This window comes from Flavobacterium aquidurense (genome assembly GCF_002217195.1).
GTDB lineage: Bacteria > Bacteroidota > Bacteroidia > Flavobacteriales > Flavobacteriaceae > Flavobacterium > Flavobacterium frigidimaris.
In genome coordinates this window covers 40710-62000 of sequence record NZ_MUGR01000054.1, presented here as the reverse complement: position 1 = coordinate 62000, position 21291 = coordinate 40710, and the positions used below count along the sequence as shown (strand labels likewise).

General features: G+C 36.7%; 14 protein-coding genes. 1 reads left to right on the top strand and 13 read right to left on the bottom strand.

Going from position 1 to position 21291, the window contains the following annotated elements; genetic code table 11:
• Positions 1–111 precede the first annotated feature (111 nt).
• Entirely contained in the window at positions 112–1269 is a 1158-nt protein-coding gene (locus B0A67_RS22315; protein WP_084074648.1) for a FecR family protein, read from the bottom strand.
• A gap of 175 nt (positions 1270–1444) precedes the next feature.
• On the opposite strand from B0A67_RS22315, the gene B0A67_RS22310 reads away from it, so the two are divergent.
• The gene (locus tag B0A67_RS22310) at positions 1445–1978 is read left to right on the top strand and encodes a sigma-70 family RNA polymerase sigma factor (RefSeq protein ID WP_072964612.1); all 534 of its coding nucleotides are present in this window, start codon (positions 1445–1447) and stop codon (positions 1976–1978) included.
• A gap of 186 nt (positions 1979–2164) precedes the next feature.
• On the opposite strand, the gene B0A67_RS22305 is transcribed toward B0A67_RS22310, so the two are convergent.
• The 12 genes from B0A67_RS22305 to B0A67_RS22250 all read right to left on the bottom strand — a co-directional run bounded on the left by B0A67_RS22305 (position 2165) and on the right by B0A67_RS22250 (position 21284).
• Positions 2165–2920: a metallophosphoesterase gene (locus B0A67_RS22305; RefSeq protein ID WP_072964611.1), complete on the bottom strand. Its 756-nt coding sequence runs from the start codon at positions 2918–2920 to the stop codon at positions 2165–2167.
• 26 nt (positions 2921–2946) lie between these two features.
• On the bottom strand, positions 2947–3870 hold the full coding sequence (locus B0A67_RS22300) for a HipA domain-containing protein (protein ID WP_072964610.1): 924 nt from the start codon (positions 3868–3870) through the stop codon (positions 2947–2949).
• Complete coding sequence (locus tag B0A67_RS22295; RefSeq protein WP_072964609.1) at positions 3863–4177, bottom strand: HipA N-terminal domain-containing protein; 315 nt, start codon at positions 4175–4177, stop codon at positions 3863–3865. Before B0A67_RS22295 ends, B0A67_RS22300 begins: the two co-directional genes overlap by 8 nt.
• Positions 4174–4389: a helix-turn-helix domain-containing protein gene (locus B0A67_RS22290; RefSeq protein ID WP_072964608.1), complete on the bottom strand. Its 216-nt coding sequence runs from the start codon at positions 4387–4389 to the stop codon at positions 4174–4176. Before B0A67_RS22290 ends, B0A67_RS22295 begins: the two co-directional genes overlap by 4 nt.
• Positions 4390–4677: 288 nt before the next feature.
• The gene (locus B0A67_RS22285) at positions 4678–5328 is read right to left on the bottom strand and encodes a hypothetical protein (protein ID WP_072964607.1); all 651 of its coding nucleotides are present in this window, start codon (positions 5326–5328) and stop codon (positions 4678–4680) included.
• Positions 5329–5413: 85 nt separating this feature from the next.
• Positions 5414–12700, bottom strand: coding sequence for a pectinesterase family protein (locus B0A67_RS22280; protein WP_084074645.1), 7287 nt, complete (start codon positions 12698–12700; stop codon positions 5414–5416).
• A 267-nt stretch (positions 12701–12967) separates the two neighbouring features.
• Entirely contained in the window at positions 12968–13747 is a 780-nt protein-coding gene (locus tag B0A67_RS22275; protein WP_242671008.1) for a rhamnogalacturonan acetylesterase, read from the bottom strand.
• 19 nt (positions 13748–13766) lie between these two features.
• On the bottom strand, positions 13767–14762 hold the full coding sequence (locus B0A67_RS22270) for an alpha/beta hydrolase (RefSeq protein ID WP_072964635.1): 996 nt from the start codon (positions 14760–14762) through the stop codon (positions 13767–13769).
• A 112-nt stretch (positions 14763–14874) separates the two neighbouring features.
• Positions 14875–16593 carry a glycoside hydrolase family 28 protein gene (locus B0A67_RS22265; protein ID WP_242671007.1) on the bottom strand — a complete coding sequence of 573 codons (1719 nt, stop codon included), beginning with the start codon at positions 16591–16593 and terminating at the stop codon, positions 14875–14877.
• Entirely contained in the window at positions 16586–17815 is a 1230-nt protein-coding gene (locus B0A67_RS22260) for a glycoside hydrolase family 88/105 protein (RefSeq protein ID WP_084074643.1), read from the bottom strand. The genes B0A67_RS22265 and B0A67_RS22260 overlap by 8 nt, the downstream gene beginning before the upstream one ends.
• A 6-nt stretch (positions 17816–17821) precedes the next feature.
• Positions 17822–19465: a glycoside hydrolase family 43 protein gene (locus B0A67_RS22255; RefSeq protein WP_072964604.1), complete on the bottom strand. Its 1644-nt coding sequence runs from the start codon at positions 19463–19465 to the stop codon at positions 17822–17824.
• 169 nt (positions 19466–19634) lie between these two features.
• The gene (locus tag B0A67_RS22250; RefSeq protein WP_072964603.1) at positions 19635–21284 is read right to left on the bottom strand and encodes a DUF5123 domain-containing protein; all 1650 of its coding nucleotides are present in this window, start codon (positions 21282–21284) and stop codon (positions 19635–19637) included.
• Between the last annotated feature and the right edge of the window lie 7 nt (positions 21285–21291).

Genomic DNA, 21291 nt, shown 5'->3' with positions numbered 1-21291 from the left:
TTTTGAATGATTAATTTCTATGCGTCGTTTGATTCACCTGTAAATCGGGAAATACTGATCCTATTTTCCGATTTTTTTTTTAAGTGTCTTCAGTTTTCTTTCACTTATATATCATTGGCTTTTTTTGGTTATTATTATTGATTTGTCTTCGGTTATTTGGTAGTTAAATCCACGAACGCTGCTAATTGCGTTCATTACTGAATTTATGTTTTCTATATTTTTGTTGAAAGAGGCATTAATTTCAGTATGGTTTAATTCTTCATCATGATTTATAATCTTCACATTATAGGTGCGTTCTAATTTTTTTATAATCGCTTGAAAAGCTACATTTTTAAAGACCAGTTCACCTTTCATCCAGTTTGTATAAAGACTGGTATCTACTTTTTCTAATGAAATCTTATCGCTGGTTTTACTCCAGGCACCTTTGTATCCCGGAATAAGCATCGTTTTTTCGTTGGGCTTTGCATCGTTATTTAAACTCACTGAACCTTCAACTAATACTGTACTCACTTCTTTGTCTTCTGCATAAGACGAAACATTAAATTTCGTTCCTAAAACTTTCACATTAATTGCATTAGCATTTACAATAAAAGGATGTAATTTATCTTTGCTTACCTCAAAAAAAGCTTCTCCCTCAAGGTACACTTCCCTTTTCATGCCTTTGATAAAATTTACAGGGAATCTCAAAGTACTTCCTGCATTAAGATAAACGTGCGTTCCGTCTGACAAGGTTAAATTAAATGTCTTTCCGTTCGGAATTTTTATCTGATTGTATACTACTTTTTTATTTCCGGCAGCGGCGTTATATTTTAATTCAGTTCCTTTTTGAGTACCCAGAACCTGACCACTATTGGATACAATTTCTGTCGATCCGTCCTCATTAAGAATTTGAATGTCTCCATTTTCTAAAACTAATTGTATGCGGTCGTCTGATAATTTTGTTTCGGGGTTATGTATAGTACTGCGTTGAATGATAAAAAAGAGTCCAATAAGGGCAATAAAAACAGCAGCGTACTTTAAGGTTTTTTTCCATAATGGTATCACCGGTTTAGCATTTTGCTGTTTAAGTGTAGCTTGTAATTCTTCCCAATTTTTATCGACATCTATTGAATCGATAAAATTCAAAGCCTCATCAATCAATCCATCTTCAAATAGTTTATTAATAAGATCTTGTTCTTCAGGGCTTAATTCCTTGAATTTTTCAACATCTAAATTTCCTTTAGAGCTTACTTTTCGAAGAATTGCAATTACGCTTGGTGAAATCCCCATATTGTTTTATGTTTTTTTGATAATTATTCAGTTGTTATAGTTATGTTATCAAAAAAGTGATTTAGGGTGACAGCATTTTAAAATATTTTTTCTCAAAAGTGCTTTTTTAGAATGTTTTTTTTACTAACTATGCAATAATATAACATCTTTAATAACAATTTAAGAAATGTTGTCTATGGGACAATTAAAAGATATCGAAACCTTATACAAAGAAAACTTTGCTTTTTTATGCTTGGTTTCTTTCCAGATCACAAAGGACAGGGAAGCTGCAAAGGATATTGTCCAGGATTTTTTTATTTATTTTTGGAACAAATACCAGACTACAACCATTAACATTTCATTTAAGGCTTATGCGTCTAAGGCTATAAAAAATCTGAGCCTTCAATATGTAGAAAAAGCAAAAAGAATGGATATAGAAAAAATTGACTTACCCATTCCTGAACATGAGGAGATCATAAATCTTGAAAAAAAAGACGACAGCAAAATTGTTACAGTCCTTCAGTTGTTGGATTTACTTCCTGAAGCACGAAGAAATATTTTTATTTCCCACGTTGTAAATGACCTCAGTTATTCTGAAATCGCCGAAACTTACAATATATCTGTCAATACTGTAAAAACTCAAATGAAAAGATCGTATGCTTTTATCCGTGAAAAAGCTAACATCAAATTCTTATTTCTATTACTGCTACTATTGTATAATAAGAGTTAATACAATTGAACCTGAAAATAGGTTGATATTGAAAAAAAATGTAGATAAGTATGTCATCAATTTTCTGAATATTAGCGTGCAAAAACAAAATAATACTATAATTTTTCTCCCCAAGCCAAGGCAAAATACTTCGGCAGTTTTATTTCCTGCTGTTTAGTATTGTACGATTATTTTATAAAGTAGATTTTATAAGTTGATAATTTTATTACTAAATTTATCGTTTTCATTATACTTGACATAACCCAATTGATTAGTGATTAATTTAGTGTTTCCAATCTTAAAATCATCAACATTAAAATGATGATGCCCAAACATCCAATAATCAATATTACTCTGTTCTATAAAATCAGTTAAATTTGTTACAAATCCCTCATTAATTTTACTCTTTACATACTTCTCAGGATAATTTATGAAAGTTGGTACATGGTGTGTCACTACAATATTTCTTGTTGTGTTTAATCGTATTATAGCATCCTGTAAAAACTGAAGACTTTCTTTATGAAGAACATTATAGTAATCCGGAGTAAACAATCCCTGATGATTCTTAATTATTTTAAAATCCGACATGCTCTGCTGAATTAACGATTGCTTTTCTGGAGAAATACGTGACCATAGAGTCGAAAATAAAAGACCTACTTCTGAAACTTCTTTTACAATATTGTTTACCAAAAATACATTATCACGTATCTTTTCATCCAAAACCCCGGTCCTGTCGTTGATGTCTGAATAATAATATTCATGATTACCCGGAAGCCAAAAAACCAATTTAAAATGATCTGAAATATAATTAATAAAATCCTTATGCCTGTCGATACCAGCAAAAGGCATTATATCCCCGGCCATAATCAAAACATCAGCTTTTGGCACGATTGGATTTTGAATAATGTACTGTTTATTTTCTGGAAACTCAAGATGCAGATCTGAGCAATATTGTATTTTCATAAATGATACTATTAAAATTCATCTTACTAAAATCTTCCCAATCGTTCTTTCAACAACTTAAGATACTTCTCTTTCATTTCTTCAGATAAAAATGAAATCTCTATTAACTCATTCCATTTTTCAACATTTTCAAACATTTTTTTAAGGGTCTGATCGATAACCTTATCACTTAAACCTAACCTTTCTTTTGCAAAATAATCAATGAAATCACTTGATTTAAAATTACTTTTCTTTCCCTTTAATTTGAGAGCCATTTCCTCCTGAGGGCTTTTAATGGCAATAGAAGAATTTAAAAAATCGTAAGCAGGTGTTAAGGTTGTTTTTCCCAATCTTGTTATCAAAGAAAAGTTTTTGAGATGCATGTCTTCATTGCCTGTGATAAAGCAAAACAATGCCCTTTTAAAAAAATCTGCTTTTTCAATTGACGGGAACGTACAAAAATCATCAATAACTTTTATCATTTTCTCCATTGTAAAATTATATTTGGTATCTCTGGAATTTCCTGTCAATTGCGCAAAATCTTCTGTAGCAAGTTTTCTACCCTTACTATAACGATCAAACCTCTTTATAAAATAAGATTTTGAATTATCTTTAGAATAAACCAGTCCATGAAGCGGAACATTAATTCCGTATACTTTTGCCATACGCATAGTAAGATCTTCATTTTCGGGTAATTCTGGAAATATATCGCTTTGAGGTTTTATAATAAAGTTACCATACTGATCTACGATTTCAAATTGTTGATTTTTAATCGATAGTACTGCGCTTAATTTAGGTTGAACACCTTGAATAGATAATTTATTCGCTCTGTTTGCAGCTTCCTGTCTCTGTTCTGCAGCTGATAAAGGAAGATTCTGAAATGATGTCAATTTAGGAGACAATAATTTTACTCCTTCAATGCTGTATAAATAATCCCCACACGGTTGGTAGGTAATCGGACATCTATTCATCACTTACGGCTTTAACAGTTACTGCTCCGACCAAATCATTTCCTGTAGCAATAAGCTGTGAAAAATAATCTTTCTTATCTAACTTATTTATCTTTAAGAGTCCTTCCAGCATTATTCCTTCAGGAAGTAATCCCTCAAAAAATGGAGGGAAATTTAAAAAAGAATATATTTTATAATCAACAGGCATAGTAAGAGAAACGGGCTCTAAAGAGTAAGCATCATCATACGTAAATACATATCCACCATTCTTTTCTTCTATAAGCTCACCTGCCCTGACACCATGAACATAAATAATTGCTTTTCTCATCTGTTATTTTTTAAAGGACTTATAAATTGAACCTCAATATTCAAAACATTGAGGATTGCTTTTAGGCTATCCCATCTAACGGACACTTTGTTTTTTTCTACATCAAATACCGTGGTTTTACCTATACCTGCCAGATCAGCCAATTCCAGCTGTGTAAGACCAGCAGCTTTACGATGTTCTCTAATTAACAGTCCCAAATCAAAATCACTCATAATTACTGCTTAAGCGGTAAATATAATCATTTTTAATGAATTACAAATCATAAATAATATTTTATTCAAATTTTACCGCCTTAACAGTAAAAAAAGAAAAATATAAATTATATTCAAAGATATAGCTACACAATAAGGTCCTTTACCGCTAAACCAGTAATTAAACTCAAATTTAATAATCAACATATTCTATTTAGAAATCTTTACAATTCTTTTATTCTCAAATGCAAAAGCCGATCCTACAAATCGGCTTTGTTATTTATAAGTTTTAAGAACAGGTCTTTTAAATTAATTAAAGATAACCCCATGATCTTTTTCTGGTCGTTCTGCTGAGATTGCTTTTTTAGCGGTGAAATTTTTAGCTTCTGATCGCTTTACATCTCCTTGGTATTGCATGCTAAAACTAACATCATTTTGACTGGAAGTGATTTTGCCATCTGTATAGTAACTTGCTGTGCCTTTTCCGGTAAAGCTGACTTTATACGTTTGACCATTTTCGATAACCTTAAAAGTTCCGCTTACAGGTCGTATACTCACTCCATTTGTAATGGACATACCTCCTTTTTCTGCATTAATTTTTTCGCCAAGTAAGGATTGTCCCCATTTTGTAAAGGTGTAAACAGTTGCTTCTGAATACCCTCCAAATGTGTAATCGCCTTTGGCTAGATTATTCTGAAGCGAAGAAAACAATTCAAAATAAACTACAGCACCATTCTCCGTTGTTGAAATTGATTTCGATTTTAATGAAAAATCAATATTATACGCGTTCCCCCTAACGCCATAATTTTCAAGATATCCCTGGGACAATTCGACACTTTGATTCCCTATTTTTAAAAAACCTTCGTTAGAATTCGCATTTGAGTTTTCGTCATCACCACCTGAACAGGATGAAAATAGGCCAATAAAAACTAGCATTAACAATTTGATATTATTATTCATATCTATAGGATTAAATTTTTATACTAATGAATTCGTTTTTATAATCAGGGATGAAAGATGAAACTCTCCTCCCCGAATTTCAAACTTATTTAACTATAATTCGGGCAGATAATCCTGTTTTTAGGCTTTTTACAAAGTAACTCCCCGAAGCCAGGTCTGAAGTTGAAAATTCAGTTTCAAAACCAGTTGTGTTAAGTTGTTTTACCAAAAATCCATTCATACTAAAAATTACTACATTATCAAATTCGATGGTAGATTTCAATGTTGCTTTTCCAGTGGCAACGGTTGGAAACACATAAAAATCTCCTAACTTTTTCCAGCGTCCGTAAAGAGTAAAATTTGCTGTTTGTTTATTATCGAAACCCGTAATTTCTCTTCCGTATGCACTATCAGAATACCAGCCTAAAAATCGATATCCTACACAAGCCGCTTCTTCGAGTGTATAAGCGATTCCTGTTTGCAGGCTTGTTTTATTGGGATTACTTGCTCCTGGCGGTAAATTCAAATATGAAATTGTGAAAAAAACAGGCGGAATAACCTCATCGGCTTTGTTGTTTCCTCCTGTTCCCCAAAAAGCATAGAACGTTTGGGTTCCTGTCGCAGTTACTCCAATTTCTTTAATTGAATTTGGAACTGTAGCAGCAGCAGACCATCCAAAAAACGTATGCTCTTTTAGAACAGGAACTGGTAATATCAGTACTGTTCCTTCAGTATATTCTATTGGATTTAAACCTGTTATTCCTTTACCATCAATTGAATTAATATAATTGACTGCCGATTTTACTACTGGTTTTGCGTTGGGTTTATTGTTTCCTCCTTCTCCCCAAAAAGCATAAAATGTCTGGTTTCCTGTTGCAGTCGCCGGAATACTTTTAAGTAGTCCGGGCGAAGCGGCAGTAGCTGACCAGCCAAAGAAAGTATATCCGTCTAACTTAGGTACTGGCAGGTTGGTAGCCGTTCCTTCCATGTATTCGACTGGTGAAAGTGTTATTGCTTTTCCGTCGATCGAGTTTAGGTAGTTGATGGAAGAAAATTTGGCATCTGCTTTTAACCATCTTGGATCTCCGAGAATTCCACCACCAGATGCTGCCGTAGCTAAAGGGGAGTTTTTTGAGAAACTAAAATTTCCTATCGCCGGATTAGGATATGTGAGTGACAGCATACCTAAATTTGCCAGTGTCTTACCATTCGTTTCTGTAACAGCAACAGTTCCTTTTGCCAATTGAGCCGCTACTCCAACAAAAAGATTATAATCTAAAACTGCAGTTCCTGCGCCTTCTGCGTGATTAGAATAAAACATATAAATGGCTTTAGGATTTTCACGTTCATCCTGCATAATATTATTCCTGAAGGTATATGTTGAGGTGTTGCCGTACTTATTGTCAATGAATACAAAACCATAACCGTCCTGACTGCCTGTATTATAAATTGTATTATTTTCGACTGTTATATTTAGGACTTCGGCCGGGGCATCTTTTTTCTGAAGGATCAAGAAATTATTTCCTTTTTTATAATTAAAAATAGTTGAGTTCTTAATCGAAACTGAATTGACAATGCGTGAATCCGGCTGAATAAAATTACCTCCTTCAGACGCAGTTCCGTCAATGATACAGCTATCCAGAACAATTTTTGAAATCGGATTTTCACTAGTTCCTTCTGTTAACAGTAAACTCTGTTTGATTCCTTTTATAGAAGCATTTTTAATTTCTAAAACTGATACTCCTGCGCCTTTCTTGAATTGCATCAGATTCGCATTTGTCACATCAAAATCGACACCATCAAATTTGAAACTTCCTGAAAATATTTCCGCATTCTCGGAGTAAAAAGATCCCGCGAATACTGGCTTTGCATTTTCATCGGGAACAAAGCTATATTTATGGTTTTTAACAGCAAGATCTGTAGCCGTTGTATAAGTACCGCTTGCCATGATAAACTTTGTGCCATCCTCAGCAGCATTGTATTTTTCAACAAAGTTTTGTGGATTTACATACACATCCAGGCTTCCATTTTGACTTGATGTCAGATGACTTACAAGGCTGTTGATGTACACCTCAACATTGGTATATACACCATCGACTGTCTTTAGATTCCCATCGGCTGAGCTTGCAGGATTCAATCCTTTCTCTATTTCCCATTTATCGGGCATACCATCTCCATCTGTATCTTCAGGCGCTTCTCCGGACGGCAAATCCGGCCATCCGCCAGTTGCTGATGGTGTATCAATATAACCATTTGTACTTCCGTTACCCCCGTTCATTATAGTGGCTTTACCGGAACGGGTATCATCTACAGCTCTTTTATCTACAGTATCTCTGTATAAATTTGCACCGGCATTTTCCAGCACCAGTTCAAATGCTTTTGTCGCACTATGGGTCGTAATCTCTCCAAAAGGATGCGGTGCTTCAATTTTCACTTCTTCTTTATCGGCATCACTCACTGGTAATTGACTGCTATGAAACTGACTGTAAACTCCATAAGTCCAGTTGTCCTTACTTGCTCTGTCAGATCCTACAACATAATTGCCATCGACATAATATTTACCCCAAATACCGTATAATGGTGAAGTGGTCTCTAAACTCCTGCCTGTGGATAAGATACGTTCTTTGGTTGAATTGGAAGTTCCGGGTCCTGGTTTCCAATAGTTATTTACTAAATTGACATTCATGGCATCTCCTCCATAACAGCTGTTACCTCCCCAATTGTAGATTACATTGTTACGTATATCGACCAAATCTGTTTTTGCAAAAATATCATTTGCATATTCTCCCAGCCTTGGATTACGACTGTCATGGTGCGCTAACAAATTGTGGTGAAATGAAGCATTTTTACCGCCCCAGACTCCACCATAACCGTGAGCTCCTTTGGCATGAACTGAATTGCGCAGACTCTCCGAAATAATACACCATTGCAGTGTAAAGTTTTCATTTTGATAAAAAGAAACACATTCATCAGTTGACCAGCTCATTGAACAGTGATCCACTATAATGTTCTTTTGAAAACGTCCGCCTAATGCATCATTTTCTACATCATGAGTATCTCCCATTCTAAAACGTAAATAACGAATGATAACGTTATCTCCTCTTACCTTGGCATTATAATCCCTTAAAGTAATTCCTCCACCCGGAGCAGTTTGCCCTGCAATGGTGATATTACTTGTAATGTTTAATTCGCTCTCTAGTTTAATCGTTCCGGATACTTTAAAAACGACAATTCTGGGTCCGGCCTGATTGATCGCATCGCGAAGAGAACCCGCTCCGGAGTCTTTTAAGTTCGTTACATAAATAACTTTTCCGCCACGACCTCCTGTAACATATTTACCGTAACCTTCGGCTCCCGGAAATGCAGGAACTTTATCAGTACCTGCTCCGGTCGCTTCTTTTTTAACTTCAATTTTCCCTTCGCCATTAAAAAACTCGGGATGGCTTGTTTTATCATAAATTCCTTCTTTAAAATCTACTCCGTTGATGCTCAGCTTTTGCACATTTAAAACAGTACTCAATACCGCTTTACCATTACCTGATATATTCAACGTTAAGTTAGATCCTGCGGCACGCTCATGACTAAAAACGACATAATTGTCCTGACCCACATTAATTGTTCCGGAACCAAAAGCGTTTGCGGAAGCTCCCTCTATTGCTGTTGGATAATTTAATGTTGGATATTTTGTACTTTTTTGAGTTAAATCCCAAGTTCCGATAAACTCGCTGTTGTCTCCTTTTAAAAGTAAAACGCCTGTATTTGCATTGACTCCCTGCCCCGTATTCATTGGAAGAATACTTCCGCTGCCTGAAACTGGTCCGCTCAAAGTCATTATCGTCTGGTTGGCAATACCAGATATCATTTCGAATTTTACATTTCCGGAAATCACTATTGGCGCGTCTAAAGTCATGCCTGCTCCACTAGTATTATAATACACACGTGTTCCTTCATTAAAAATTAAATGTCCTGTAGCTTTATGAGAACCTCTTAAGCGAAGCGTTCCTGCTCCGGAAAACGTAATATCTGCCGGAAAAACGGTAGCCGTTGTTTCTATTTCTTTTGTCGAAGAAACTGTTTTTCCTGCCACTGGCATTTCCGCCGGATTAAAATTCGCTGCATTGTCCCAATTTTTATTTACAGCCGCAGTAAAATCATAATTAAAATTACCAGGCGGAATTACCTCATCAGGTTTGTTATTTCCAGCCACTCCCCAAAAAGCATATACGATTTGATTTCCGGTTACGGTAGCTGCAATTTCTTTGATTGCATCCGGAGCTGTAGCGGAACCTGACCATCCAAAAAAAGTATACCCTTTTAATGTTGGCACAGGCAATGTTAGTGCTGTACCTTCGGTATAATCAGCGGGAGTTAAACCTGTCAAAACTGCACCATCAATCGAATTCATGTATGAAATCACAGACTTAACAGCTCCTCCATTTATTGCCATACTGATACTGCTTGCATCACTCAATCCGCCGTATTCATTGGCCGCTTGAATGGTATAGGTATAAGAACCTGCCACTGTAGAAGCATCCACATAAGTTGCTTCTGTAGTAATGGCCAAAATCTTGCCGTCTTTACTCACAACATAACACATCGCATATTGATTTTCATCCCACTTTAATGTGTTTTTTCCGGAAGCAGTAAGATTTGATGGTTTTGTAACTTGTTCTACTACTCTTCGCGGATCCCATTTATCTGTTCCGCTTAGGACATTTTCTATTGTAAATTCGTCAGCCTGAGCTTTTGTTAATACAGGATTATAGTTTCCTGTCTGAGCAACACCGTTTACTGTAAATGTGTTGGTCCTGTTATCCGTATTAACTGCTATTCCGTTTGCGTTTACACTGTTGTATTCTGCAAAAAGTGCCGGATATGTCCCCATATTGGCCCAGCCCAAAACATTAGGTTCATTTATCATTTTGGTATTAAGATAAACTGCTCTTGGTGCATTTTGCCAAGGGCGTCCCAAATAATAACTTGTAGCAGCAGTGATGGTATTATTATTAAAAATATATCCATACTGTGTCGCTGTGTCGTGGTTGGGAGCTACAATATAGCCAGATGCAACGGAGACGAGTTTACATTCTTCAAACCAATGGGTTCCTCCGCCACATATAAAATCGACATCACCTTCAATGGTAGCTTTATAATAAAAACTTCTCTTTCCTCCGGTAACCTGTGTGTCTTGTTTACTTCTTAGCCTGACTCCGTTATAAACATTTCGGTCTCCGGCAGGATTAAGTGCAGGTCTTTGCCCTGATGTTGTGATTCCGTCCTTATGCTCGATCGTAACATTTTCTACGTATAAATCATTGGCTTCTATAGAAAGAACAGCATTTTTAATTCCCTGACCAGGATTTCCCTGAAGAATTACTTTGTCCTTGGATTGCGCAATTAAGGAAACATTATTTTTTCCTGACGGAAGCTGCAATACAATACCTTGCGGATTGGTGCCATCGCCTCCCAAATTGTATGTTCCGTTTGTAATTAACACCAAAAATCGTGATGCTGAATTTGATGGCGCTGCATTAAAAGCTTCGGCTATGGTTTTAACATATTTTCCGGTAGCGAGTTGTTCAGCAGTTGCATCAGCATCAACAATCAAATCAAATTTACGTTTAACGGGAACCGGTTTTTCCATTGTCTTAAATGACAAGCTGACTGCATCGCCATTATTTCCGGAAAGATCCTTAACAAATCCGGCTGGCAGCGTAAAAGTATATTGTTTATTATACTCTAATCCGAAGTAACTAAACTTTACGGTTTTATTGACAAACTCTGCATTTAGATTTTTGCCGTTTAGTACGGCTTGTCCTGAACCTAATTGAACTTGTTCATTGTAATTTAATATGATATTGCCATTGGCACCAACAGCTTGTGAAGCTTCTACAGGAAACGAAGATTCAACAATCGGCGCATTTGTATCTGCTACCAAAACTTCATCTGCCTTAACTGTGACATTGGATAAAATGGTGGCGGTTACATCTGTAGCCAATCCGTGTTTGGGTCCGTTACTGTTTGGAAACCATCTGAGGTATACTTTCTCTTTTCCTTCTGCCTCTACCGGAAGAATCCCTCCTATACTGGTGATTGAATTGGTATTTATTGTCGTCAGGTCAGAAACATTAATAAAATTTACGCCGTCTAATGAATATTGGAAAGTCCACTGATCACATCCGTAATAGTATCCCAATAATCCAGATGCTACATTAATATTTTTATACCCAACTGTCGAAAGCGTCGTCATAAAATAGAAGAGCTGACCTCTGTCTGTATTCCATACACAAAAACCGTTTTTACCGCCTCTGTTCTGAAGTCTTACATTGGGCGCAAAAACATTGTCAGTAACATTATAAGCAAATAACTGCGGTTTGTTTTCGATTTTAGAATATAATTCTGCCACTCTTGGATTGGCATATTGGTCATTTTTGAATGTCCATCCTGCTATAAAATTTTGATTGGCATATGTACCGGTAATACTGCGGTTTTCGCTCATTACCACAGCAGTACTCAATGCTGTTGAACCATCAGACCAATTGCTGAATTTTATAATATCATTTTCTATAGCGGTCACGGTAACATTTGTTCCGTTTTCGTAAACGGAGAATGCGCCGTCTTTTCCTGCCGGAGAAATAGCATAATCTCCTAATCCAAAGGCACCATTAACGTTTACATTTAGCGTATAAGTTGTAATAGCATCATATTGTGCAATAAGAGTTGCATTTGAACTGATTGTAAATGTTAGCGGATTTGCTGTTGAAACCACAGTTCCTTTTTCATCTGTCCATTGTTTAAAATTGTATCCAAAATTTTTATTCGCTGTTAATTTTACTTCGGTTCCTTTAGCAAATGTACTTCCTGCGGGATTCAGGCTCACTGTTCCTGATGCTGCGGGATTAACATTTGTTGTTAATGTATAAGTAACAGCATTGGGGTTTTCGGTAACTTTTTCAAAATAGTCCAAATTGAATAAGTAGCCAGTTCCCAATCCTGTAAAAACCATATACAAATCGAATGTACCGGTTGTTGGGGTAATTGCGGCAGAGAACTTCTTGTAATCAGAAAATCCCGTACTTCCGGATACAACAGCGGTTCCTATGAGGGTTCCGGTTGCTGAGCCTAACCTCAGTTCGATATTCCCGCCGGTTGCACCTGCTGCTGCGATATTGAAACGGGTAACGAATTCAGTAAACTGGATGGCGTTGAATTTAATCCAGGTGCCATTTTTAATGTAACCTACATTTCCTGTCCCGGAGAGAGCGGCATTCGTTTCGGCCTTAGCTCCTGAAGCCTGATTAAAGGTTTCGGCTTCAATTTTCTCAATGGTTTGAGAAAACCCCATTACTGTGAACAGTATGAGGTAAAGATGAATAAAAAATTGTTTTTTCATTTGGTTATTATGGTTTGGTTAGTAAAAGTGTTCGAAAGAAATTTTCTTTCTATGTACATTGTTTTATTCTTATATATTTTATTTTAGGGTGTAATTAATAACACATAGAAACATAGATTTAGGACGCTTAAAAAAGGCGTTTCACTTGTTTAAACTAACATAGTTGGTTATGTGCTAGGAACTAGTTTCTTTATCTCTCCTTTTTTTTACATTAAGCCTATGTTTCTATGTGTTAGAATTAAAAAATTATGATTGATAACCAAAGCGTTATTTTAATTCTTTCATTCCTTCAAAAACAAGCCTTGCTACTTCTACTGCACCTTTGGTTTGGAAGTGCGTATTGTCTTTTTGTCCGTTAGGATATGCTTCATACAATCCTGCGGAAAAATTCATAAAATAGTTTTCGGTAACGTAGGGCTGTCCTTTTTTAGTAAAAAACTGCCTTGATTTTTGGTTTAAATCAATAAGCGGGGCATCTAACTCTTTTGCAATATCTTTTACGGCCTGATCATACAAACCGTGAATGTTTTGCAGTTCACCATTTTTCCATGGAAAATTTCTTGCTACGGGAGTTAAAATAATGGGCTTGGCTCCTTTCGCTCTGGTTTGCAGAATAAACAATCTCAAAAATTCTTTGTATCCTTCAAGATTAACATATCTCTCCGTTTTGTCTTCGGCTGCATCGTTATGGCCAAACTGTATCAGAACCAAATCGTCCTTTTTAAGGTTATCATATACGGCACGCCATCTGCCTTCCTGAAAAAAAGTACGGGTACTGCGCCCTCCTCTCGCTCTGTCATCGACAAAAACGCTATCTGTTTTGATTAATTTACTGATTTGTGACAGACTGTCTTTTACTAAAAATTGTTGAAAGACTTGTCCCCAGCCCGTGACCGGATATCGGGTTTTCATATAATCTTTGCCTTCTTCATAGTTATTAGCATAATCGGCCATAGTCGAATCGCCTATTAAATAAACCGTTGTTCTTGATTTTGTTTTGACAAAAGCCATAAACATGATTCCCAGAGTCATGCAGATTATCGGCATTATAAATTTTATCTTCATGTTAGTTCTTAAAAATGTTAGTTAAAAAATTATCTATATATTGAATTACAGGTTCAAACCAGGGATTAAAAAGACAAAATGAATGAGGTGAATTTTCGAATTCGTGAACCTCTGAATATATTCCGTTTTCATTCAATATTTTTCTGTAATCGTCTCGACCGGCGTGCATTCTGGCAATTGAACTGTTGATAAATAATGTAGGCGGTGTCGCGGCATTTACATAACTGAGCGGAGAAGCCGCTTCCCAAAGTTTGAGATTCTCTTTTTTAGAATAACCGAACCAATAGGTTCCTGCCGATATATTTTTATCATCATTCCCTTCACTGCTTTCCGGATGAACAAAAGACAGCGTTCCATCAATGCTGACTACGGCATTCACCTGAGATTTGGCATCTGAATTGGTTACTTCTCCTTCAAAAAGCGGCATATTGCCTGTTGTTCCCATAAAAGCGGCCATCTCGCCACCCGCCGAAAATCCTAAGGCAACAATTTGATTGGGGTTGATATTGTATTTTGCTGCATTTTTCCTAACCCATTTTATTGCAGCTTTGATGTCGTAAATCGCTGCCGGAAAAAGTGCTTCTGTAGAGAGTCTGTATTCCGGAGTAAAACACACATAACCCAGACTTGCGAGTTTTTGTGCCATCTGATGATGCTGTTCTTTATTGCCTGATCGCCAGCCTCCGCCATGAATTATGATAATTGCGGTTTGTTTCTTACTGGCATTTTTATCAAAGAACAGATCTAATTTCATTTTACGTTTGCCATAACTGCAATAAGTAATGTTCTCTTTCTGTGTCACATTATCAAAATGCATTTCGGGCACCAAAGTGCTGTTTGGAAAATATTTAAGCGTTTTCTTAAAAGCACTTGCATTGGTAAACGAAGTATCTCTGACATTTGTAATGCCTTTTAGATACTGTGCATGTATGCTTTGAAAGAAAATCAGACAAACCACAATAATTACTGCGCTAAAAATATTATTCTGAAATTTCATTTTTTCATTTCTTTTTAAGTTATAAAAGCCAAACACTGCATGACAAAAACTAAAGCATTAACAAATACTTTTTTACGTTAATTTCATATGCTTCAACACTTCAGACAGATTGTTATTCTATTAATTTTACCTCATCTTTTACAGATGCTAAAACTTTTACATTTTCATCAAGAATCATTTTCTTATCATTGGTCTGTAACGAGATGTCTTTTGTTGTTGTACCGCCTACCCAAAACAGCTGATTTTCTCCAATAGATTTAAAACCCTCTATATTTATATTCTGACTGTTCGAAAAACTTACTGCTATTCCCGGTTTATCAAGTCTTACATCCAGATTTTTAAATGCAATTTTTCTGGTATAATTCATCTGAACACCAACATCTGACCGAATAATCATGTTTTGAAATTGAATGTTTTCAACGGGCATTTCAGGGATTCCCATAATCTTTAAAGCTTGTGCCGCACCGTTGACATAAATATTTTTGAAATACATATTCCTGAAAACCGGAGTTTCTTCAGATACCGTTTTTTTATCGACCGTTACCTCTCCTGTAAGTTTATCTTCTGAAAGGGATTTTTCGAAATAATACAGGTTGAAATTAATAGCATCAGTGGGGATATTATTCATTCGTATGTCTTCCATCCAAATGTTTTCGACAACGCCGCCTCTGCCTCTTACAGATTTAAAACGCAATCCGCAATCGGTACCGTTAAACGTTAGGTTTTTTACAAATATGTTACGGACACTTCCTGACATTTCGCTTCCAATTACAAAACCTCCGTGAGCATGATAGACGACACAATCGGTGATAACAAATAGTTCTGTTGGTTTTCCGCGGTCTCTTCCTTCTTTGTCTTTTCCTGATTTAATGCAAATCGCGTCATCTCCAACATCAAAACGACAATTGGTCACAGATCCTATTCGGCAGGATTCTATATCCAGACCATCCCCGTTCTGAGAATACCAGGGATTACGAATCGTTAAATTACGCAGCGTAAGATGTTCGCACATTAACGGGTTGACATTCCATGCCGGGGAATTTTGAAAAGTCACGCCATCTAAAAGCAGTTTTTTGCAATTAACAAAACTTACCATTACCGGACGAAGCGCCTGCTTGTAAGGCTCCATATTGGCTGCAGTAGGTACTTTTGGAAGTTTATCTTTTTCTTCATTCCCTAAATAAGCTCCTTTTGAAGGATACCATATTTTGCCGTCTTTAGATAGAACTCCGCCGGACTTTACCAATTGATCCCATTGACTGCTGGTCATTTTACCAATTTTAACGGGTCTCCATTTAGAACCATTTCCGTCGAAAATACCTTCACCTGTAATGGCAATATTTTCTAAATCAACTCCCATAATTGGAGATTCACATCGAAGTACTTTATTACCTTCAAAATAAGATTCTATGAGTTTGTATTGTGTCAGATCGCCTGTAAACGAAATATAAGCACCGTTTTTTGTATGCAGGTTAACATTGCTTTTCATTTTTATAGGACCTGCTGTCCATAATCCTGACGGAATAACAACAACTCCACCACCTGATTCTGAGCATTTTGCGATCGCTTCGTTAATGGCTTTTGTACAAAGTTCCTCAGTATTGGGAACTGCGCCAAAATCTACAATATTCAGAGTATCTGTCTTAAATTTCGGAATTTGTATCTCGGGCATTTCAAAAGGAAGTTTTGCCGCCGCTAAAATCCCTTTTCCTTCAGCTGTATTTCTAACTACACCCGCTTTTTTATTACTGCAGGAAAATGCAGTTAATAATACTGTCCCCAGGATAATTATTTTAATTTTTCTCATAACCAATTGTAGATTTTCAATCATTTTTTTTATCTAAAAGACTTTGCAATTCGATACCTGCCATAATAAATGGTCCAACAGCTTTGGCATCATCGTCTCTGATGGGTTCTGAAATATAGTATTCGAATGAACCGTCCCGGTCTTTTGGATTTTTCCCACCTAATCCGGCAACAGCGCAACATTTTGTAATAGAAATAGTGCCGTCTGTATTCTCTTTTATAAACTGTTTCAGAATTCCTTTAAAACCAAGTTGTGCGGATTTTAAATACTTTTTGCCTACATAACCTTTGCGATAAGCTTTAGCAAATGCGTACACAAACATTGTGGAACAGGTGGATTCGAGATAGTTCCCTTTTCGTCCCGGTTGATCCATTACCTGCCACCAAACGCCTGACTCAGGTTCCTGTGCTTTGCGAACGGCATCGAAGACCTTTTGCAAAATCTTTATCAAATCTTTTCGTTTAGGATGGTTTTCTGGAACAAAATCTAAAATATCTACTAAGGCCATACAATACCAGCCTTGTGCACGCCCCCAGACATGTGCAGAAGTTCCGGTATTTTTATTGGCCCAAAATTGTGTTCGCTTCTCATCATAACCGTGAAAATTCAAACCTGTTTTGGTATCAAAAGTGTGCTGCTGAACAAGCTCTGCCTGCAAAATGGCATCATCAATCGCTTTGGGATCATTGAAAACTAATCCGTACTGAGCAGAAAAAGGATCCCCCATATAAACTCCATCAAGCCACATTTGCCAAGGATAACTTTTTTTGTGCCAATAGCCCCCGTCAGCATTTCTTGGATGTGTTTCCATTTGTTTACGAAGTACATCTAATGCTTTTTTATATCGTTCGTCGCCCGTTTTTTTATAAATCTCAAAAAGCAGTTTTCCGGAATTTACCAGGTCAAGACTGTATTTTTCTAACTCATAACCGCCGCCTATTTTTCCTTCTTTATCAATAAGCTGTTCTGCGTATGAGAGTCCGTAATCCCAGTATTTTTGCTCTTTGGTATACTCATATAATTTCTGATTGGCAAGCGCCACCAACCCATTGGTATAATTCCATTTAGGAAATTTTACGCCGTCGAGAAATACAGGATTGGGAACACGTTTCTGATCTGAATCTGCCATTTTATTCGCCCACTCTACAGGTGTTCTTTCAGTTGTATCAATTGGTTTTGCTTGTCCAAATGCTACCAGCTGACACAGTAATAAGGAAAGAAAACAATATTTAATTTTATGTCTCATAGCCGTCTAATTACCTTCTACTCTAAACCAGTCATAATCTGCATAACTGCTGTCATTCACCGTTTTAGTTCCTGATGCAAAAAGTCCAATTTTTGCGCCTACCCAGCGTCCGGCACTTGGTTTGAAAGAGTCTCCCAGTTTTTTGAAAGTCTTACCGTCTGTACTGTAGTAAAAAGTAACTCTGGCATCAAAAGGTTCGCTATTTTTAATCATCTCTACTTTGGCGCGCAAATACACTTCCTTTTTATTTATGGGTACCGATGCCATTTCTTTTTCGACTTCTTTAGAGGTACGGGCATTTTTCATTAAACGCTGTATTAAATTCAGATTACCTGTTTTATCCTGCTCGATTGCGATATAAGCATAGTCTTCGCCAAATACAATCAAACCTGAATTACTGATTCCTGCTTCCGGATTATTTTCGAAAATAAGTTTTGCAGTTGCTGTAAAATTATCTCCGGGAAATTTCTGCAGTAAAAGGTTCGGCATCATCCACATTGTTTTCATTGTTTCATCGCGAGGAACACAATTCAGTCGCATAAATCCTAAATTAGCTGATGACCAGCCCCAATGTTTCGCGGGATCCTGATTGGCCTGCCATTGCCATTGTAATCCAAATTGATGTGTGTTGAATTCATCTGAAGAAACCAAAGGAGTTGCCGGATAATTTTTTCCAACATTCGGTTTTGTCCATTCCATAACCGGTTCTCCAATACCATCTTTATCATTGTCTACGCCCATGACTGGCCAATTGTCTTTCCAGGTAACAGGCTGCAGATTCACCACTCGTCCGTAGGCCCAGCGGTCCTGAAAATGTATAAACCATCCGTCTCCATTTGGCGTTTCAACATAACCGCCCTGATGAGGTCCGTTCATTACCGTATTCCCCTGATGCAATACAACTTTAGACTCGTAAGGTCCCCAAACCTCTTTAGAACGCATTGCCAATTGCCATCCGGGTTTTACACCTCCGGCAGGCGCCATAATCCAGTAGTAACCATCACGTTTGTACATTTTAGAACCTTCAACTGTAGTATGTCCTTTGTGACCATCAAAAACCAATGCGGCATTACCAATTAATTTGGTACCATCGGGCGTAAGTTCAGATAACATTAAAACTGTTTTTACATTGGCACGACTGCCTGCAAAAGCATAAGAGATATAGGCCTTTCCGTCTTCATCCCAAAACGGACAGGTGTCAATAATGCCTTTTGCTTCTTTGACCAGAACGGGTTCTTGCCACGTGCCTGTCGGATCTTTCGTTTTTACCATGTAAATGCCAAAATCAGGATCGCCCCAGTAGATATAATATTCACCATTGTGATACCGAATGGAGGGAGCCCAGACACCATCGCCGTGGCGAACGCTGCGATAATGCTCTATCGGAAATTGATTTTGTAATGCATATCCAACCAACTGCCAGTTCACCAGATCTTTGGAGTGAAGAATAGGAAGCCCGGGAATACTATTAAAACTGGATGCAGTCATATAATACCCATCTTTACCTGCACATACATCGGGATCCGAATAATCTACGTGTAAAATAGGGTTCTTATATTTTCCGTTTCCTAAATCGGCATTCCAGCCTTGAGCTTCTACTCCCAAATAGCATAATAATCCTAAAGACAGTAGTAATTGTTTGAATTTCATTTTTAATTGTTTTTGATATAATTCACTGATTCAAAACACTTCGGAATTAAAAATCCTTACTATTTTGAAATTTTACTTTCTTTTCATTAAGTATGAACAGTACATAGAAGTATCCCTAACCACAAGGATACTTCCTTAGTACTGAAACCACTTACTTAATTAACAAAACTTATGGGAGCCATCTGGTATCTCCTACTTTGTTGGTAACAATTGGAGAATTCGAATCTTTAATCATTAAATTTCCGTTTGCGGGATCTACAAATAAACTTTGTGCGCTAATACCCAAATCAGTTCCCTGTATAGCAGCGGCACCAAGCAGATAATCTGTTGTGGTGTAATTATTGCCAAATGTAGTTGGCGTATTTGCCGCAATTGCCTGAATAACTTTACCTGTCGCAGATGCTAACAATACATTTTTGAAGATTAAAGTTGATCCTACAGCTGATGGAATATTTATTAATGACCTGTTATAGGCATAGTCATAAATTGTAATATTTTGATACTCCAAATGAATTGGATATGCTGATGTACCGTAATCGAACAGGTTTTTAAAGTTTCGATTTTTATCTGTCGTCTGATAGTAATCTCTCATAAAAGTACAATTAGAGAAAACTGCTTTTTTTACATTATCGGCTCCGGCAGAACCAAAAGCAAATGTACCGTAAGGCCCTGTGTGTCCTCCAACCTGATCAAAGGTGCAATAGCTCATATCAAGGTTTCCGATTTCTTTGTATTTTCCGTTCCCCTGATGTCTCCAGAATCCTCGTTTGAAATAATTGAAAACACAGTTGTAGAATGTAATTTCATCTACTTTCCATGCGGTACCGCTATTGAAGAAATACCCAGCATCAATGGTTTGATAGAAACGAATGTTTTCGAAAGCCAGAGAAGACAAATACGATCCTTCGGCAATATTCCAGTTTCCGTTCATTTCAATCTGAGGGCGTTCTCCCTGCGTTCCTCCGGTTAGTTTAAATCCTTTTGATATTGTAAACGGCGTAATTTTAAATAATGAACCTGCTTCAAGGAAATATTCTGTTCCTTCCGGAATTGTTGGGTCATCATTATTGGTTCGCAGTAATGCATCTAAATCCATTCCTTTTGTTACAATAATAGTCGAAGCAGATGGACCGGCAGAACGGAAAGAAACCTGATTATAAGGTTTATCATAACGTCTTGGTTTACTGGTATCGTAAATATTTAAATTGTACAATGTGTTTTTTTCTAAACCCGTAACTGTTGCTTCACCTTTGCTAATTTCATCAGCAGTTAGCTTGCGTCCTACTGCAGGAATCGTTAAAGACTGAGCAGGCTCTACAGAAATACTGTCTACCGGATTTTTTGTCGAAACCAGCCAGTTTACTGTTACCTCTGTTTCCGTAATATTTACTTTTACTACCGGCTGCAAAATAGGATCAAATGCCGGTCTGTCTTCTGTCAGCGCATTTGTATAGGACCATTGCGAATTATGAGAACCATTTACGTGATTTGACCTTACTCTTATATAAAACTGTGTTTTATAAGGAATGTCATCCATCAAAATTTGCGTATCCGTAATCGTATAGGATTTATAAAAGCTTTTATAATAATTATCCAAATGCAGTTCTACGGTATAAGAATCAGCTTCATTTACTTTGTACCACACTACAGCAATAGAATTACTTTTTACTAAAGGAGCCGTAAGTACAAATTTGGGCTGAAATAAATCTTCAACGGCTTTGTAACGAAACTCATCGTTAGTGCAGGATTTTAGCATTTCTCCAAAGACAATTAAGCCTATAAATGATAAAATATAAATTAATGTTCTAAAATTTTTCATATTATAT

Excerpts from the sequence above, each read along its gene's own strand:
- B0A67_RS22315 (WP_084074648.1), bottom strand. The coding sequence starts at position 1,269 with ATGGGGATTTCACCAAGCGTAATTGCAATTCTTCGAAAAGTAAGCTCT.
- B0A67_RS22310 (WP_072964612.1), top strand. The coding sequence starts at position 1,445 with ATGGGACAATTAAAAGATATCGAAACCTTATACAAAGAAAACTTTGCT.
- B0A67_RS22305 (WP_072964611.1), bottom strand. The coding sequence starts at position 2,920 with ATGAAAATACAATATTGCTCAGATCTGCATCTTGAGTTTCCAGAAAAT.
- B0A67_RS22300 (WP_072964610.1), bottom strand. The coding sequence starts at position 3,870 with ATGAATAGATGTCCGATTACCTACCAACCGTGTGGGGATTATTTATAC.
- B0A67_RS22295 (WP_072964609.1), bottom strand. The coding sequence starts at position 4,177 with ATGAGAAAAGCAATTATTTATGTTCATGGTGTCAGGGCAGGTGAGCTT.
- B0A67_RS22290 (WP_072964608.1), bottom strand. The coding sequence starts at position 4,389 with ATGAGTGATTTTGATTTGGGACTGTTAATTAGAGAACATCGTAAAGCT.
- B0A67_RS22285 (WP_072964607.1), bottom strand. The coding sequence starts at position 5,328 with ATGAATAATAATATCAAATTGTTAATGCTAGTTTTTATTGGCCTATTT.
- B0A67_RS22280 (WP_084074645.1), bottom strand. The coding sequence starts at position 12,700 with ATGAAAAAACAATTTTTTATTCATCTTTACCTCATACTGTTCACAGTA.
- B0A67_RS22275 (WP_242671008.1), bottom strand. The coding sequence starts at position 13,747 with ATGCCGATAATCTGCATGACTCTGGGAATCATGTTTATGGCTTTTGTC.
- B0A67_RS22270 (WP_072964635.1), bottom strand. The coding sequence starts at position 14,762 with ATGAAATTTCAGAATAATATTTTTAGCGCAGTAATTATTGTGGTTTGT.
- B0A67_RS22265 (WP_242671007.1), bottom strand. The coding sequence starts at position 16,593 with ATGATTGAAAATCTACAATTGGTTATGAGAAAAATTAAAATAATTATC.
- B0A67_RS22260 (WP_084074643.1), bottom strand. The coding sequence starts at position 17,815 with ATGAGACATAAAATTAAATATTGTTTTCTTTCCTTATTACTGTGTCAG.
- B0A67_RS22255 (WP_072964604.1), bottom strand. The coding sequence starts at position 19,465 with ATGAAATTCAAACAATTACTACTGTCTTTAGGATTATTATGCTATTTG.
- B0A67_RS22250 (WP_072964603.1), bottom strand. The coding sequence starts at position 21,284 with ATGAAAAATTTTAGAACATTAATTTATATTTTATCATTTATAGGCTTA.